Origin of the sequence: Acaryochloris marina MBIC11017, from assembly GCF_000018105.1 — a bacterium.
GTDB classification, from domain to species: Bacteria; Cyanobacteriota; Cyanobacteriia; order Thermosynechococcales; family Thermosynechococcaceae; genus Acaryochloris; species Acaryochloris marina.
Map to the genome: position 1 here is coordinate 2,620,055 of NC_009925.1, position 14,901 is coordinate 2,634,955.

Sequence of the window (14,901 nt, forward strand, 5' to 3'; positions counted from 1 at the left end):
TTTATCAATCCCTTTATCCCGTCCGCACCAACGAAGTGTTAGCTGTTTCATTTGACCGGGGAGATATAGCTTGGACTAAAGAGTTAGCTATTCGATAACCCAACTCTACAGGTACAGCATTACCGATCTGCCTCATTGCTTCTGTCCATGAGCCAGAAATCCTATAATTGTCTGGAAAGGTCTGGATTCTTTTAGCTTCAAACGTAGTGTAATAGCGTATTCGACCATCTTGATATCTAATCATATTTTCTCCACCAGGAACTCCATGATCTCCTGCCTTAAGGGCTTTAGAGGGCATATCAATATAGCTACCAGTATGTCCAGGATAAGATCGCGCACCTTCTCTCAAGACATGTTCATTATCAAAACTACCTTGGATGTCAGGAGCTGGAAGTTTTCCAATTTGATCCCGAACTGTCTTCCAGGGTTCTAGAGAAGGAGAAAATAAACTAGGCTGTTGCATGAGCTGCTTAGCTCGTTGTTGTGTTCTTTGGTCTAGATGTTCAATTTCTAAGGGATTGACCGCATTTCTTATCCAGTAAGCGCCAGTAATAAATTGTGACCACAATAGAGAATCTAAAGAATGAGATTCTTCAGGAAAAGACCACTCGATATTTAAATCTTCTCTAATTCCAACAATAAAAACTCTTTCTCGGCGCTGAGGAACCCCATAATTTGCAGCGTCTACTAGCCGAAAAACAACATTATATTTGATGCCATCATACTTCCCTGAAGTGTGAATCTTCTCAAGCCTTGCAAGATGATCTTCCCAACGTTCTGAAGCTTGAAGAGAAAGGTCAGGATATCTCAACCTCAAGAGAATGTACTCAAAATAGCTACTGAAGGACTTACGTAGCAACCCTTTGACATTCTCAAAGACAAAAGCTTTAGGTGTACAAACACTTATCGCTTTACAGGCGTAAGGGAACATATCTCGTTTATCCATATTCCCTTTATGTTTTCCTCCCATCGAAAATGGTTGACATGGAGGTCCACCAGAAACTATGTCAACATGACCAAATTGTGAAAATTTAAATGTACGAATATCTACATTATGAACAAGCTGAGCACTGTAGTTATTAGCTAAAGTGATGCAAGCATCCTTGTTCCATTCAACAAAAGCCGTGTGCTGAACTCCAGCCTTTTCTAGACCTTTTGCCAGACCTCCAGCTCCTGTGAACAACTCTAAACAGGATAATTTAGGCATCTTCTTCATTCAATTCATTCATAAAAGCTTCAATGCTTTGCAAGAGATCTGCTTTATTAGCGTGAACTCCCTGACATTTTTCCGCCCAAAGGCGGCCTGGGTGGCAAACATCCCAGTCAGATTTTGCTTGCTCATATCGCCCTTTTCCAGGATCGTGGTTACCAAAACCATCAATTAAAGTATTCCAAAGTGGTTGATATTTCCTGATAAGAGCTGCTTCAACAGTTCCAATTAAGTCGCTTTCTTTACCCTCAAGAATCATGAATCTACAGAAAAAGTCGGAGCTGTTTACACCTTCTCCGATCTCTATACTGCGACTATGTTCTCTTATTCGATTATTTAGCTCATAGCTTTTTGTATCTGAAGATGATGACTGTCTGGCTTGTCTCCAGCCTTTGGGGACTGCTTTTCCAACATAGATAGGAATATGAAATGCAGTCCTATTAACTGAATTAAATCTTGAATAAATTCCAGACTTAGCGATGCAATACAAGGCATAAACACCTGTGCCGTGAAAACGTGTGGGCACGGGAATTGAATGCACAGGTGTACCGTTAAAAAAACGTATTGTGTCCTTGATTATTTCATCAAAATCCGGAGAAACGTAGACATGTTTAGAGCGGTCAAAACTATTCATATGACTAAATTTAGACCGATAACCGTAAGCAAAGCAGCGCCACATTATATTCGATTTTGCTGCCCTTATGTTTGAAGTGAAGCTAATTTGCTATCAGGAAGCATTAAAGGGACAGCAGCAAAGCCCCTAGACGGCTAACGGCACAACGTAGCGGCTGCAGATAACCTTGAACTCAGCACCAGTAGCCTTCTACCGTCCGCTGCCGTGATGTGTTAGGCGAGCTACAAATCATCTCCGCTGCTTAGATAAAGTACGAGCGGCTTTAGAAGTAGCTTTCTTGATGTCAGTCATTAAAGTATCAAAGTTAGACGTTTGACAAATTACAAATTGAGTAAAATATTGGACAAGAGTAAAACGCCTTCCCTCTGATAATGACTTGCAAAGAAACGAAGGTAAATAAAATCCGTATTCTCCGTTTTCTGCGCGGTACTTTTCAATATCATTGAATTCATCGAAATCAAGTTGCCCAAGCTTTGAGCACTCACGAGTACAGTGTCTTTCAAAATCAGGACCATAATCTGAATACAGGACTAAATAGGGAGTCGATTTTGCAATGTCAGTAAGGACAGTTGCATCCTCAACCATATTGGCTGTGAGTTTATTATGTGCGACTAGAAGTTCAGCAGTAGTAAGGAGTATTGGGCACACGATAAAAGGAATACTATCTTCACGATGTCCGTATAAATTGAAAAGAGCTGCTTCAGAAATGAGTCGTGGGAGAGCATATTGGAGTTGTGAGATTCCATGTTTGATCTCAGCATCATACACACGACCATCTGATTCATCTACTTCTACTCCCTTGTAACAATGATGCGCGTTTTCATCAAACTCCACCGTTGCATTGGAGCGGAAGAATTTCTGGGAAAACCTATCGATAGTGCGAATGGTTCGACCAAGCACAATTGGCGAAAAGTCAGCTCTGTTGGGATCTGGGCAGAATAACCATTTAACGTTTGGATTCCGTTGCTTACATTCTACCAACAGTTCAAGCTGGGCTGTTATCTTATTGGGGTTGGAGAATGGTAAGAAAGCAGAGGCTTTCAAATCGACTGAAAAATCTTTGGCAATACCAGAATCATCACGAGCATAGGTGTAATCAGCATCAATAGAAAAACCGTGCGAAACAAGAGACTTTGCCACTTCAAACTCCAAAGGAAGACTTGAGGAGACAAGTTTACTTTTCCATTTAGTAGAAATAGACATCCAGGATTAATAAATAGTATCAGCCACTATAACGCTGATCTTCGACGATTTCCGGGTACTGTTCCAGTTAAAGAGCGAAGCTGCCTAACTATGGTTATACGACAGACTGACGTATAACTCTCCTATATAGAATATTAGATGCCAAGTGTCGTATAACAACCTTCCAACGGGAATTAAATGTCAAGTGTCGCCTAATACCACTGATTTGGATAGTATTGCGACATATTATCGGATAAAACCCCTATTCTCACCCCTATTGAATCAAGCTTCCCATAACTGTAATGTCTCCTGGTGTCCAGAAACAGCCTCCACGCCTGCTAGATCAAGTTCGTCAATCAGCCAGACTTAGGCATTTTAGTCACAAGACTGAAAAGTCATACATCTACTACATTCGATCATTCATCCTGTTCCATCAGAAACGCCACCCTCGTGAAATGGGAGTTGACGAGATTCACGCCTATCTCTCTCACCTCGCCATCGATAAACAGGTAGCAGCCTCAACTCAAAATGTGGCATTGAGCGTTTTACTGTTTCTCTATCAGCACGTTCTGTCAATTTATTTACCTTACATTGACAAGATTGAGCGCGCTCGCAAGCCAGCACGGTTACCCACGGTCTTTTCACGCTCTGAAATCGCGGAGATTCTAGATAATATGAGTAGGGGCCACTTGTTGACGGCCAGCTTCTTAAGCTTTGGCGTTCTCCTGTGTTGCATCCCTAGCTGTTGAGAGACGTTCTTGCGCTTCAGCCACCCATTGATTCACTTCTGGTTGCGTCTCCAGAACAATCGGATTTTGCTGGGCTTTAGTCAGACACTTCTTCCAATCGGGTAGTGCTTTCTGCTGCTCATTCTTCGCTTCAGACACTTTAGCCAGCATACAAAATGGATCAGGGGCATTCGGCTCCATCTGGGCTGCCTGCTGAAGATGGTGTTCAGCCTTCGAGAAAAACTTCTGCTTTAACCGTGCCCACCCTAAATTCTTAAGAAGGCTATATTTCAGTTGTTTACCCTCGGGTGTCTCTTTATTACCTTGTTGTTCTAGCTTCCGCAACCCTGCCTGCAATAGCGGAGCCGCTTTGCCATACTCTTCATCGACAATATCCAGCTCAGCTAAATTGTTATGGGCCTGCAGCCAAATCATCAGATCATCGCAATGGTCAGCATTAGCAGCATTACAGTTCACAAGGTCTTTCTGAGTCACCACAAGCTGATACTGTGCCTTCGCTTTTTCAAGCTGCTGCAAATCTTCATGGACCAAGGCCAAATTGAAATGCGCCTTAGGAAAATCTTGCTTCAGGGCAATCGCCCGCTTAAAGTCTTTGCGAGCACTGTCTAACTTGCCATTCTGATAATGAGCTTCGCCATTCTGGTTAGCCGTTTCCGCAAATCCAGGCAATGCAGAATGGATACCAGCCAGAGATAAAACTAGGATCAGGGCGAAGGTAAAACTTGCCTCCTGCCAATAGCGCTTATTGATCCGTATCCGACAGAGAAGACGCTCATAGGCTTGTCGGCCAGCTTGAGTTAAGGCCCCTCCCCCCGCGAGCAAGGCCAATAGGCTTTGGCCGGAGATCATTAAGGTTGAACCCAAGTCGATACCCCCCGAGAATAGGCGAGTAGCAGTATCAGTAATTAAACTGGCCGAGATGGTCAAAATAACCAGGGTTCCGGCATTAAACAGCCAATCATATTCGTTCCACCAATGCCTAGGTTCTGGAGCCCTGAGAAACCACCACCAAGAAGTGTGGGGCGGATTAACCAACTGCTGCCAAGCCTCTAAATCAAGGTGAGTCGCAATCAAGACTTCATATTTTTTGAGATAGCAATCTAAATCCGCTAGCCGCAATAACTGCTGAGAACTCAACAAGGATCGCTCCGTCATCAAGGCCTGGATTTGATCACGACAGGTCAAAAGATTGAGAATTTCTTCTGGCTTAAATTTGCCCTTGGGGCGATCAAAGATTTGCAAGCTAACACGATACTGATTCAGCAGCTTGTTGAACTCAGGTGACTGAGCAGGCTCATCAACCGTCAAAGAATGGGTATGCATCTTTACAAGCAGAATTGAATAACAGCAGTCAAGATTCAGGCGCAACCAATTTATCTAGCAAAAGCTAAAAATTATGCCATCAGCTCTTGAGAGAAAGATTATTCTTATCATAAAAACAAATGAAAATATCTAAAGTGAGTCTGGTCACCATCACTAATAGTTCTAAATAATTTATTAAAAACTATCAGACTAGTCACTAAAAGTTATGGGGTTTATTAGTGCTAGCTCTATTTTTTCAGTTAGGCTCAGCCGGTCAAAAAAGTAAAAATTCTTCGATTTCACCCATCAATTTATTGATATACAGATCTTTTAGCCTTCAGTGTATCTCAAATAGGAATAGAGATAGTTACGGTGAGCGATCATCCTAAACATACTTTATTAGCTCTCGGCAAGAAAGACTTCAAGAGACATTATTGGATTTCTAGACAGTGAGCAATCTTAAGATTCTATAAGAAAGGGAAGACTAAAAAATCTGAGTACAAAATAAACAAAATTAAAGAATGGCGTAAAAATGGCCATTTGAAATGATGTTAGATATTAGAAGCTTGAATGAATTAGACAGCTCAGTTTTAAAATAATCATCTTTTTTATTTCCCATTTGTGAAACCTGGAGATCTAGAAAATGCCAACTGTAGATTCACTTCCCATCGAACAAAAAGTTGCTTTCCGCCGAAAGTCCGTTCAAGTTATGCGAGATCTGTTCGATCTCTCTGCATTGATGGTTTCAGTAGAAGACTATCAAAAAGCAAAAGATAATTTCTTTTCCCCTGCTCAAAAAATCTGGTTTATGTTCGGTGGTACTATCAAGCGCTTGGAGCCAGGCTTAGGCAACCAAATCGAATCCCACATCAATGCCATCAACCCTCTGTTGGATCAAGCTGCTCCCAATCGTGCTTTGACCGCTAGCCTAGATGAGCTGAAGCGATTGATGGCATCAGCTGTAACGATTAGCGATGCCAAACTTTAGTACTGCTGTCAAACTAGACTGAAATTCTTTTCAATCCTAGAGATTAGGAGCTATTTCAGCGGGTTAGGCCATCGAATAAGATTTCAAAACTGAATTTCGTATCAACCTATCTCAAATTTATCTTTCTGCCGGTAGATAGGTTGTTTTGTGCTCTCAAACGATCAAACCATCAGACCCTTAAGGTAATTAACCATGGATAGTCGTGATCCGCGCACTGAACATGTTGATGATGAATTTAAAAAACTAATTTCAAATATTGCCCGAGCCTTTGGACGTACCGCACAAATTAAAGGACGGCGAGCGACCCACTCCTACGGCACCGTCGCCAAAGGGGTTTTGAAAGTTCTAGATACTCTAGATATCCCTCAACATCAAATATTTAGCGCAGGCAAACAATACCCGGTCTTACTACGCCACGCCAATATCAAAGGGTTCCGCGATGACGCCATCCTCGATGGGCGCGGTGCGACAGTCAGGGTCCTAGCGGGCGATGCCCAAGCGCCGCTATCGGATTTAAACCTAGATGAAGGCATTGTCGATATCCTGATGAGCACTGGACGCTCCTTTATTTTGGCAGAGGCGCTTTCCTTTGCTCGCTGGGCAGCAGGGCCCATGAAATCGCGAGCCGCCATGCTGCAGGAATTTCCCAAGATTGCACCCATCTTCCATGAAATTATTCGCGACCCAGACTCCTACACTCAACTCCACTACTATTCTGAGACAACCTACAGTTTTACTAGCCTCAATCAGCAGTCATTTTTTCTCCGATATCGCTTGGTTAACCGCCAAAACCCATCTGCAGACACGGGATGGCTGAAGCCTGAAGAGGTGAAACTACCTTTAGATTACTTACCTCGCGTCGCCAGCGATACCCGTCCCGAGACCTATCTACAGGACGATTTTCGCCAACAGGTACGCAGTACAGGGGTCAGCTATCTACTGCAGATCCAACTGCAGCCCGTTTCTGATGATGCTGCAATGAATGAAACAGCCAAAGACTGCACGATTCCCTGGGAAGAAGAAGACCATCCGTTCCATGATGTTGCGGTGTTGGACTTGGGTAGCATTTTGCCCGATGAACTCGCGGAAGCCTTGGAATTTAATCCCTATAATGCACCACCAGAATTGAGCTTAATTTTGGCGAAGACAGCGCGTGAAACAGCTTCTGTCAACCATCTTCGCTCTGTTGTCTATCAGATCTCTGCCAATATGCGTAAATATCAAACTCCTAGCTCCAGCCTAGTGGATTGGGGCAGCGGTCACCAGCCGTCCCTCCCTGAGCAATATCCTTATGGCACAGGCAAAACCCCGAGCTTCGATAATACAAAGCCCTTGCCCGCGAGAGTAAAGCCAAAACCACGCTACTGGGCCAACTTTGGCCTCAAACTGATTCCCAATCAACAGCTAGATCCTGATTTGCCTGAATTAGGTATTACAGGGGCCTTAGATCTGATGGGTACCAGTGTGGTTTCCTATATGCCGCCGAACCTAACCCGCACCCGATTGGATAAGTTTAGCGATGATTTCTTTGTAGAGCGCCGCCTGAATGGATTTAATCCAGGCAAACTCAACCGAGTGACGGGGCATGCCTGGCAATATCAGGTCTGCTACGATTGCAGCAAACACCAGGTGGAACCTGCGGGCATCCTTCCGACAAAAATTACAGCCCGGTTTAATTTCTGTGGACAATACTTGCATCCCCATTCCATTCAATTTACTCTGAACGGCCAAACAGAGACTCAGCAACCCGGTGATGAAAATTGGGAATGGAGTAAGCGCCTGTTCCGCTGCGCAGAATTCGTCTTCCAGGAGGCTCAATCTCATCTAGGACGAACCCACATGAACCTGGATCAGTACGCTATGGCGTATTACCGGAATGTGGTGAATAATCCCATTCGTTTACTGTTAGAACCCCATCTGGAAGGTCTCTTAAGTATCAATAAGCTAGGAGCCAACCTAATTAGTGGACCGACAGGCTTTATTCCGGAAGCCTCCTCTCTAACACCAGAGAGCGTAGATGACGTTCTCAAAGATGAAATCAGTCACCTGAGTTATCATTGGACGCCCCATCGTCAAACCCTGCCCGATCGGGTACTGAACAACCATTATGATCCGGCTGCGATCGCAATGTGGAATCTCTTGACGCAGTATGTCAGGGAGTTCTTCGAAGACCATCAGGCAGGTATGGAGGAATACTGGTCTGAGATCCAAGCCATGTCCCACGATCTGGTCACTCACTCGATTCTCAAACCAGAATTAGGGACACTCGCCGTTCAAAACAATGCTGACTTACAGCAGCTTTGTGTATACGTTATTTTCCTTAGCTCTTTCTTCCATTCATGGGTTAATAACAAGCAGTACGAAGACGGTGGCGATGTCAGCTATAGCACGATTGGCCTATGGGATACCCGCCATCCAAAGTATGATCCTCTACGCGTCGCTGAACGAGAAGCCAAACAGGTCACTCTCCTCTGGACACTTTCCCATGTCCGCTACAACCCCATTATGGATGTGGGACCAACAGCCCTTAAAAACTTACTTTGGCAACAGCGGCAGCACATTGAGCCAGGCATTCCCCTAGCCAATCTTATGATGAGCACCAATATCTAATGTTGGCTGCATAGTGAAGGCTGCAATAGTTTAACAGTAGCTAGAAAATCAAATTCATGGCCAACCAGGATTAGTATTCAATCCTGGTTGGCGTTATCTAGTCTTAACCTAAATTACCCAACGGGTTTAGATCGTCCACTGCAGCCAGCAGTTCAGGCATAGGGAAGCGTTAATCTGACTTGTCACGCTAAGTCTCCTGGGTTGTTATCCCTCTTTTATCACTTTAGACAGATAAAAAATAGACTATTCTCAGTTTCTATTTTTCTAATGAGTGATGTCAGCTTCAAGAAGTCCAGAACCAACCATTGGCTTTGTTGATGAGTACTGCCAACTATTTGCAGAGTTATTTCCCCAAGTCCGCAGTTATGAAGCCTTCAAGCATCTCCATCTGGGGATGATTAGTGATATCAAACGTAAATCATTGCCCGCCATTGCAAGAGCAGTGGGCTTGGAGAACCATCAAAGCCTGCATCATTTTCTGAGTGAATCACCTTGGGTAGCGTCACATTTGTCTGACAAGAGATTGGACATCATCTTGAAAATACTGGATGGGCGCAGGTTAATTCTATTGATCGATGAGACGGGCGATTGCAAAAAAGGCAAGAGTACCGACTATGTGAAACGGCAGTATATCGGCAATGTGGGCAAGAAAGAGAATGGCATCGTCGCAGTCACTGCCTACGGGCTGTTTCAAGGGATGATTTTGCCTTTGTCCTTTGAAGTGTACAAACCCCGAGAACGTCTTAAAGAGGAGGATGAGTATCTCAGCAAACCCCAAATTGCTGCTGGAATGATCCGACAGTTGCAAGGGATGGGCTTTTGCTTTGAGCTCGTCCTGGCTGACAGCTTGTATGGGGAAGCTCAAACAAACTTTGTGAATGTCTTAGAGGAGTTAAAGCTGCCCTATATCCTAGCGATTCGTAGCAATCATGCGGTGTGGTTACCCGCAGAACAAGCAGTCTTTGCCGAACCGTGGCAGTCATTTGAACGAACCTTCAGCAATGGCACCACTGAAACTCGTTACAGGCAAGAGATCATTTATGGCCAGCGACACCACCAGAAGCGCTATTGGCTATTAACCACGGACCCCCAAACGCTACCAGAGAACTCAACCTCTTATGTCATGGCAGCGGCACCCGAGATCAAGCTGGATGAAATTGGGGATTGCTATGGCTTCAGAACTTGGATTGAGTATGGTCTCAAACAGTCTAAAGATACCTTGGGTTGGGCTGATTTTCGCATGACGCACTACGAACAAATTGAAAAGTGGTGGGAGATAGTGATGAGCGCTTTCTTGATGGTGAGTTTGTTCGCTGATGTCTTCAATGACTCTTGTCCAGTGGCACATCAACACTTTGCGCAGCATCCTTGGTGGGATAACCAAAACGGGTGGAAGAATCTGCTCAATAATGTGCGCTTGATCATTCAACCGTTAATCAGTTGGAATCTTCTAAAGCGCTGGTTAGAAGTCTTTCCCAGCCGTGCTTTGAAAAAGGGGTTTGAGCAACTCACATCAAAGATGGAGGCATTTTGCTGTCCACTGGTGAGGAAATTGCTCAAGCATCCTGATTTTCTCTCTGTCTAAAGTGATAAAAGAGGGTTATACTGCGTACGACTTGCGGCTTAACATTGTAGTGGAGAGATTTGGCAGACTGGGAATATCCCTCAACCGACTCCCCTACTTGCATGATTAAAATTGATTTCACCGCAGAGGAAATCCAACACCTCAATTACGAACGCTATCATCACCCTCACCCACGGGTGCAGCGACGGATGGAAGTGCTCTACTTGAAAAGTCAGGGTCTTCCCCATGCCCAGATTTGTCAGCTTTGTCAGATTAGTCGTCCGACCTTAGCTAAAACCCTTCGTCTGTATCAACAAGGCGGAATTGAAGGGTTGAAAACCCTGGAATACAAAGGTCAATCCAGTTCACTCAACGCTCATAGCGATAGTGTGAGAGCCTATTTTGAGCAACACCCGCCCCGCACCAGTGCAGAAGCCCAAGCAGTCATTGAACAATTGACAGGTATTAAGCGTTCTCCAACCCAGATTCAAAGCCTTCCTCAAACGCATTGGTTGTCGCTCTCGAAAAGTGGGGTATGTGCCGGGAAAGTCGAGTCTGCCCGAGAAAATTGAGGAGCAAGAGCAGTTTCGACAAACTCGCCTTGAACCCTTATTAGAGGAAGCTCAACGCCAAGAGCGTCTTGTCTTTTTTGTGGATGCTGCTCATTTTGTTCACCGGGCTTATCTGGGGTTTCTCTGGTGCCTTCGTCGGATCTTCATCCCTTCTCCTTCTGGCCGTCAACGATTCAATGTTCTGGGTGCACTCAACGCTGTCACCAGTATCACCAACCACACCTACATCAACTCTCATAGCATGTGTCTGTTGCTAGCCAAGCTGGCACTACTCGACCCAGTCATACCCATCAGCGTCATTTTAGACAATGCCCGATATCAAAAATGCCAGCTGGTGACTGACTTTGCTGAGATCGTCGATATTGAGTTAGTCTATTTGCCCTCCTATTCACCCCATTTGAATTTGATTGAGCGGCTTTGGCGCTTTGTGCGCAAGGAATGTCTCTACTCGAAGTATTATTCGGATTTTCACTCTTTCAAAGGGGCCATTCAACAGTGCATTGACCAATGCAATACAGAGCATAAGGCGAAACTAACCAGCCTGCTCTCACTCAAGTTTCAGTCTTTCCAGAAAGTTAATCTCTTAACCGTCTAGAGTATAACCCTCTTTTATCACTTTAGACAGAGAGAAAATCAGGATGCTTGAGCAATTTCCTCACCAGTGGACAGCAAAATGCCTCCATCTTTGATGTGAGTTGCTCAAACCCCTTTTTCAAAGCACGGCTGGGAAAGACTTCTAACCAGCGCTTTAGAAGATTCCAACTGATTAACGGTTGAATGATCAAGCGCACATTATTGAGCAGATTCTTCCACCCGTTTTGGTTATCCCACCAAGGATGCTGCGCAAAGTGTTGATGTGCCACTGGACAAGAGTCATTGAAGACATCAGCGAACAAACTCACCATCAAGAAAGCGCTCATCACTATCTCCCACCACTTTTCAATTTGTTCGTAGTGCGTCATGCGAAAATCAGCCCAACCCAAGGTATCTTTAGACTGTTTGAGACCATACTCAATCCAAGTTCTGAAGCCATAGCAATCCCCAATTTCATCCAGCTTGATCTCGGGTGCCGCTGCCATGACATAAGAGGTTGAGTTCTCTGGTAGCGTTTGGGGGTCCGTGGTTAATAGCCAATAGCGCTTCTGGTGGTGTCGCTGGCCATAAATGATCTCTTGCCTGTAACGAGTTTCAGTGGTGCCATTGCTGAAGGTTCGTTCAAATGACTGCCACGGTTCGGCAAAGACTGCTTGTTCTGCGGGTAACCACACCGCATGATTGCTACGAATCGCTAGGATATAGGGCAGCTTTAACTCCTCTAAGACATTCACAAAGTTTGTTTGAGCTTCCCCATACAAGCTGTCAGCCAGGACGAGCTCAAAGCAAAAGCCCATCCCTTGCAACTGTCGGATCATTCCAGCAGCAATTTGGGGTTTGCTGAGATACTCATCCTCCTCTTTAAGACGTTCTCGGGGTTTGTACACTTCAAAGGACAAAGGCAAAATCATCCCTTGAAACAGCCCGTAGGCAGTGACTGCGACGATGCCATTCTCTTTCTTGCCCACATTGCCGATATACTGCCGTTTCACATAGTCGGTACTCTTGCCTTTTTTGCAATCGCCCGTCTCATCGATCAATAGAATTAACCTGCGCCCATCCAGTATTTTCAAGATGATGTCCAATCTCTTGTCAGACAAATGTGACGCTACCCAAGGTGATTCACTCAGAAAATGATGCAGGCTTTGATGGTTCTCCAAGCCCACTGCTCTTGCAATGGCGGGCAATGATTTACGTTTGATATCACTAATCATCCCCAGATGGAGATGCTTGAAGGCTTCATAACTGCGGACTTGGGGAAATAACTCTGCAAATAGTTGGCAGTACTCATCAACAAAGCCAATGGTTGGTTCTGGACTTCTTGAAGCTGACATCACTCATTAGAAAAATAGAAACTGAGAATAGTCTATTTTTTATCTGTCTAAAGTGATAAAAGAGGGATAACTGCCATCCTTACTATCAGGAGATTTAGCGTGACAAGTTAAATATTAAGTCGAGAATTTTTACGTCTTTCTTATTGCAACTGATATCATCCAAGTTGTATTTATAAATACAGAAAACCACTTATAGATAGATTTCATCAAGAGACATCTATATCATTTTTATTCATAGATAATACTATATTTCCCAGCGCTAACTCTCTATCTAAATTGCAACAAAAAGATTTTAGATTGAAGCTTTAGGGCTAGGAAATATCTAAATTTTAGATATTGATCCGCGATCTTAAATCTCGCAAATCATAACCAAGTGTTTTAAAGTTGTCACGCTCTCTCTTCAAGATCGAAATAAACTCTCTAGGAATATCGTTTTCTTCATTCCTGGTTAAATATCCATGCTTGACATCGACCAAGATATTGACAATAAATAACTGAAATGCAGCATCTTCAACAGAATAATCAATTGCTAGACGAGCATAATCAATTTCTCCACCATAGTTGGCTTGATTATCATTGCGCCAATCATGCCAAATCGTTGCATGATAAATCGCATAAGCACAGGCTTGTTTGAGGTTCTCGATATCCTGTTCACCAGGATGAGTCATCGTTTCTGTGATTGGACTAATTGCCTTTTGATTCGCAGGTCTTTCGACGCTGACTTCATTATTATCAACATACTGTTCTCCATCTGTGATAGATGGAGGGACAAATGGAACGCTATGGTTTTCTAAATCTTTGGAGAAGTAATAAATTTCTTTCCAGTCTAATTTGATTTTGTCTTCATAAAGCGAAAAGAATTTATCAACGTATTCATTCAGAATATTCCAATATAGATTCTGAATTTTCGAATAGGAATGCTGGCCAGTAGAATTCACCTCACTTCTGGGCGACCAGTTCCTCCAATTACATTGGCCCAGATCATCTCTCATCACATCGATTAAAGAAGCTGAGTTGAGGGGGGAAAGTGCAAGGACTCCTTGATCTCCAAAGATAATATCTTTCCCAAACGTATTAATCGCAGAAACACTCTTTAAGTGGGGATGAAGAAGTTTAAGGATGGGACTTTTTTGAATATTCCGATAGAGGGCAATAGCATACTGCCCCACATTCAAATGCCCTCTGCCTAAATGTCCCTTAACCTGTCCATCAATAAACTCAGCAATGCGGAAATACAGCTTCGCTTGCTCCCACTTTGCCCCGTCTCCAGGCTCAGCCGAACCATCATCGACAAATTCAGGAGGGAAAGACGCAATTTTCCTTAGTTTCCATTCAATTTTTTGGGGAATCAACTGATCATTCCCATCTTTCACCATTGTTAAATGCACACTAGGTGCTTGATGAATTTCATCCCATCTATATTGATCTAAGTTGTAGCGAACATGAAATTGTCCATTGCTATCTTGGGTCATTAGCGCTGGTGCAAAACCATTTAAAGTTGCATCAATAAAGAACTTATCATCTCTAGATGTACCGTTCTCGATGGTGAGGTTTTCTGGAAAAACAGTTTGCGCTGCTTCAATCGAACCCTGTTGTCCAGCATTCCGTCTTTTCAGCCCCCATGGGACTGATTTAAGCAGTATTTTACGAGTCTGTGATGCGACAAAATTCTGGGGAGAGGCAAAGATTCCTGCTCCTTCCGAACGTATCAGTGGTACGGCATAATCGGGATCATATTCCCAGTCAGCGATCAAAATAGTGCCGAAATCATAGTCTCCTTCTACATTCCTAGGACCATCTTCCTCATAAATCACATGAGGCTGACTTTGATAGTCCAATCGGATGACCTTAACGGTTAGATCGGGGGTATCACCAGCATCATCTGTATCATATTCAATGTTGAACTCGCCATTGTCGTTCGTTCTCCCTGAACCGACTAGGTCATCTAGCCCAAAATCTCGGTCCCAAATCTCAATTAATGTATCTCTAAAGGGCGATTGATCAAATTGTCGAGAAATTTTGCCGGAAACCGTTTGCTTAACCATGACATGAGGCAGTAGTTCTACATATTACTCATCATTTATATCCATGGTTTTTATGCATCATTATCAAGAGTTAATACGTTAGAGTTTCTCGAATATTTCACAGGAGAACGTTATTTT

General features: G+C 43.8%; 10 protein-coding genes and 1 pseudogene. 5 read left to right on the forward strand and 6 right to left on the reverse strand.

Annotated features, from left to right (window positions below; all coding sequences use genetic code 11):
• Positions 1-13 precede the first annotated feature (13 nt).
• The 3 genes from AM1_RS11665 to AM1_RS11675 all read right to left on the reverse strand — a co-directional run bounded on the left by AM1_RS11665 (position 14) and on the right by AM1_RS11675 (position 3,047).
• Complete coding sequence (locus AM1_RS11665) at positions 14-1,207, reverse strand: DNA cytosine methyltransferase (RefSeq protein WP_012163048.1); 1,194 nt, start codon at positions 1,205-1,207, stop codon at positions 14-16.
• Entirely contained in the window at positions 1,200-1,844 is a 645-nt protein-coding gene (locus tag AM1_RS11670; RefSeq protein ID WP_041659708.1) for an Eco29kI family restriction endonuclease, read from the reverse strand. Before AM1_RS11670 ends, AM1_RS11665 begins: the two co-directional genes overlap by 8 nt.
• 228 nt (positions 1,845-2,072) lie before the next feature.
• Complete coding sequence (locus AM1_RS11675) at positions 2,073-3,047, reverse strand: hypothetical protein (protein WP_041659709.1); 975 nt, start codon at positions 3,045-3,047, stop codon at positions 2,073-2,075.
• Between the two features lie 281 nt (positions 3,048-3,328).
• Between AM1_RS11675 and AM1_RS11680 the strand changes: the two genes are divergently transcribed.
• Positions 3,329-3,775, forward strand: coding sequence for a phage integrase N-terminal SAM-like domain-containing protein (locus AM1_RS11680; protein ID WP_041659710.1), 447 nt, complete (start codon positions 3,329-3,331; stop codon positions 3,773-3,775).
• Here AM1_RS11680 and AM1_RS11685 read toward each other — a convergent pair.
• Complete coding sequence (locus AM1_RS11685) at positions 3,734-5,098, reverse strand: tetratricopeptide repeat protein (protein WP_012163051.1); 1,365 nt, start codon at positions 5,096-5,098, stop codon at positions 3,734-3,736. The two genes, AM1_RS11680 and AM1_RS11685, sit on opposite strands and share 42 nt — an antisense overlap.
• Before the next feature lie 622 nt (positions 5,099-5,720).
• On the opposite strand from AM1_RS11685, the gene AM1_RS11690 reads away from it, so the two are divergent.
• The 4 genes and pseudogenes from AM1_RS11690 to AM1_RS39805 all read left to right on the forward strand — a co-directional run bounded on the left by AM1_RS11690 (position 5,721) and on the right by AM1_RS39805 (position 11,406).
• Complete coding sequence (locus AM1_RS11690; RefSeq protein WP_012163052.1) at positions 5,721-6,065, forward strand: hypothetical protein; 345 nt, start codon at positions 5,721-5,723, stop codon at positions 6,063-6,065.
• Between the two features lie 192 nt (positions 6,066-6,257).
• Positions 6,258-8,675: a catalase family protein gene (locus AM1_RS11695; RefSeq protein ID WP_012163053.1), complete on the forward strand. Its 2,418-nt coding sequence runs from the start codon at positions 6,258-6,260 to the stop codon at positions 8,673-8,675.
• Between the two features lie 274 nt (positions 8,676-8,949).
• Positions 8,950-10,260, forward strand: a complete 1,311-nt coding sequence (locus AM1_RS11700) for an IS701-like element ISAcma8 family transposase (RefSeq protein ID WP_012160919.1) — start codon at positions 8,950-8,952, stop codon at positions 10,258-10,260.
• Between the two features lie 101 nt (positions 10,261-10,361).
• Positions 10,362-11,406: pseudogene (locus tag AM1_RS39805) on the forward strand (IS630-like element ISAcma41 family transposase).
• A gap of 22 nt (positions 11,407-11,428) precedes the next feature.
• Here the strand turns inward: AM1_RS39805 and AM1_RS11715 are convergent.
• Together AM1_RS11715 and AM1_RS11720 are read right to left on the reverse strand one after the other, a co-directional pair.
• On the reverse strand, positions 11,429-12,739 hold the full coding sequence (locus AM1_RS11715; protein ID WP_012160919.1) for an IS701-like element ISAcma8 family transposase: 1,311 nt from the start codon (positions 12,737-12,739) through the stop codon (positions 11,429-11,431).
• Between the two features lie 329 nt (positions 12,740-13,068).
• Entirely contained in the window at positions 13,069-14,577 is a 1,509-nt protein-coding gene (locus AM1_RS11720; protein ID WP_238549232.1) for a lipoxygenase family protein, read from the reverse strand.
• Positions 14,578-14,901 lie beyond the last annotated feature (324 nt).

Excerpts from the sequence above, each read along its gene's own strand:
- AM1_RS11665 (WP_012163048.1), bottom strand. The coding sequence starts at position 1,207 with ATGCCTAAATTATCCTGTTTAGAGTTGTTCACAGGAGCTGGAGGTCTG.
- AM1_RS11670 (WP_041659708.1), bottom strand. The coding sequence starts at position 1,844 with ATGAATAGTTTTGACCGCTCTAAACATGTCTACGTTTCTCCGGATTTT.
- AM1_RS11675 (WP_041659709.1), bottom strand. The coding sequence starts at position 3,047 with ATGTCTATTTCTACTAAATGGAAAAGTAAACTTGTCTCCTCAAGTCTT.
- AM1_RS11680 (WP_041659710.1), top strand. The coding sequence starts at position 3,329 with ATGTCTCCTGGTGTCCAGAAACAGCCTCCACGCCTGCTAGATCAAGTT.
- AM1_RS11685 (WP_012163051.1), bottom strand. The coding sequence starts at position 5,098 with ATGCATACCCATTCTTTGACGGTTGATGAGCCTGCTCAGTCACCTGAG.
- AM1_RS11690 (WP_012163052.1), top strand. The coding sequence starts at position 5,721 with ATGCCAACTGTAGATTCACTTCCCATCGAACAAAAAGTTGCTTTCCGC.
- AM1_RS11695 (WP_012163053.1), top strand. The coding sequence starts at position 6,258 with ATGGATAGTCGTGATCCGCGCACTGAACATGTTGATGATGAATTTAAA.
- AM1_RS11700 (WP_012160919.1), top strand. The coding sequence starts at position 8,950 with ATGTCAGCTTCAAGAAGTCCAGAACCAACCATTGGCTTTGTTGATGAG.
- AM1_RS11715 (WP_012160919.1), bottom strand. The coding sequence starts at position 12,739 with ATGTCAGCTTCAAGAAGTCCAGAACCAACCATTGGCTTTGTTGATGAG.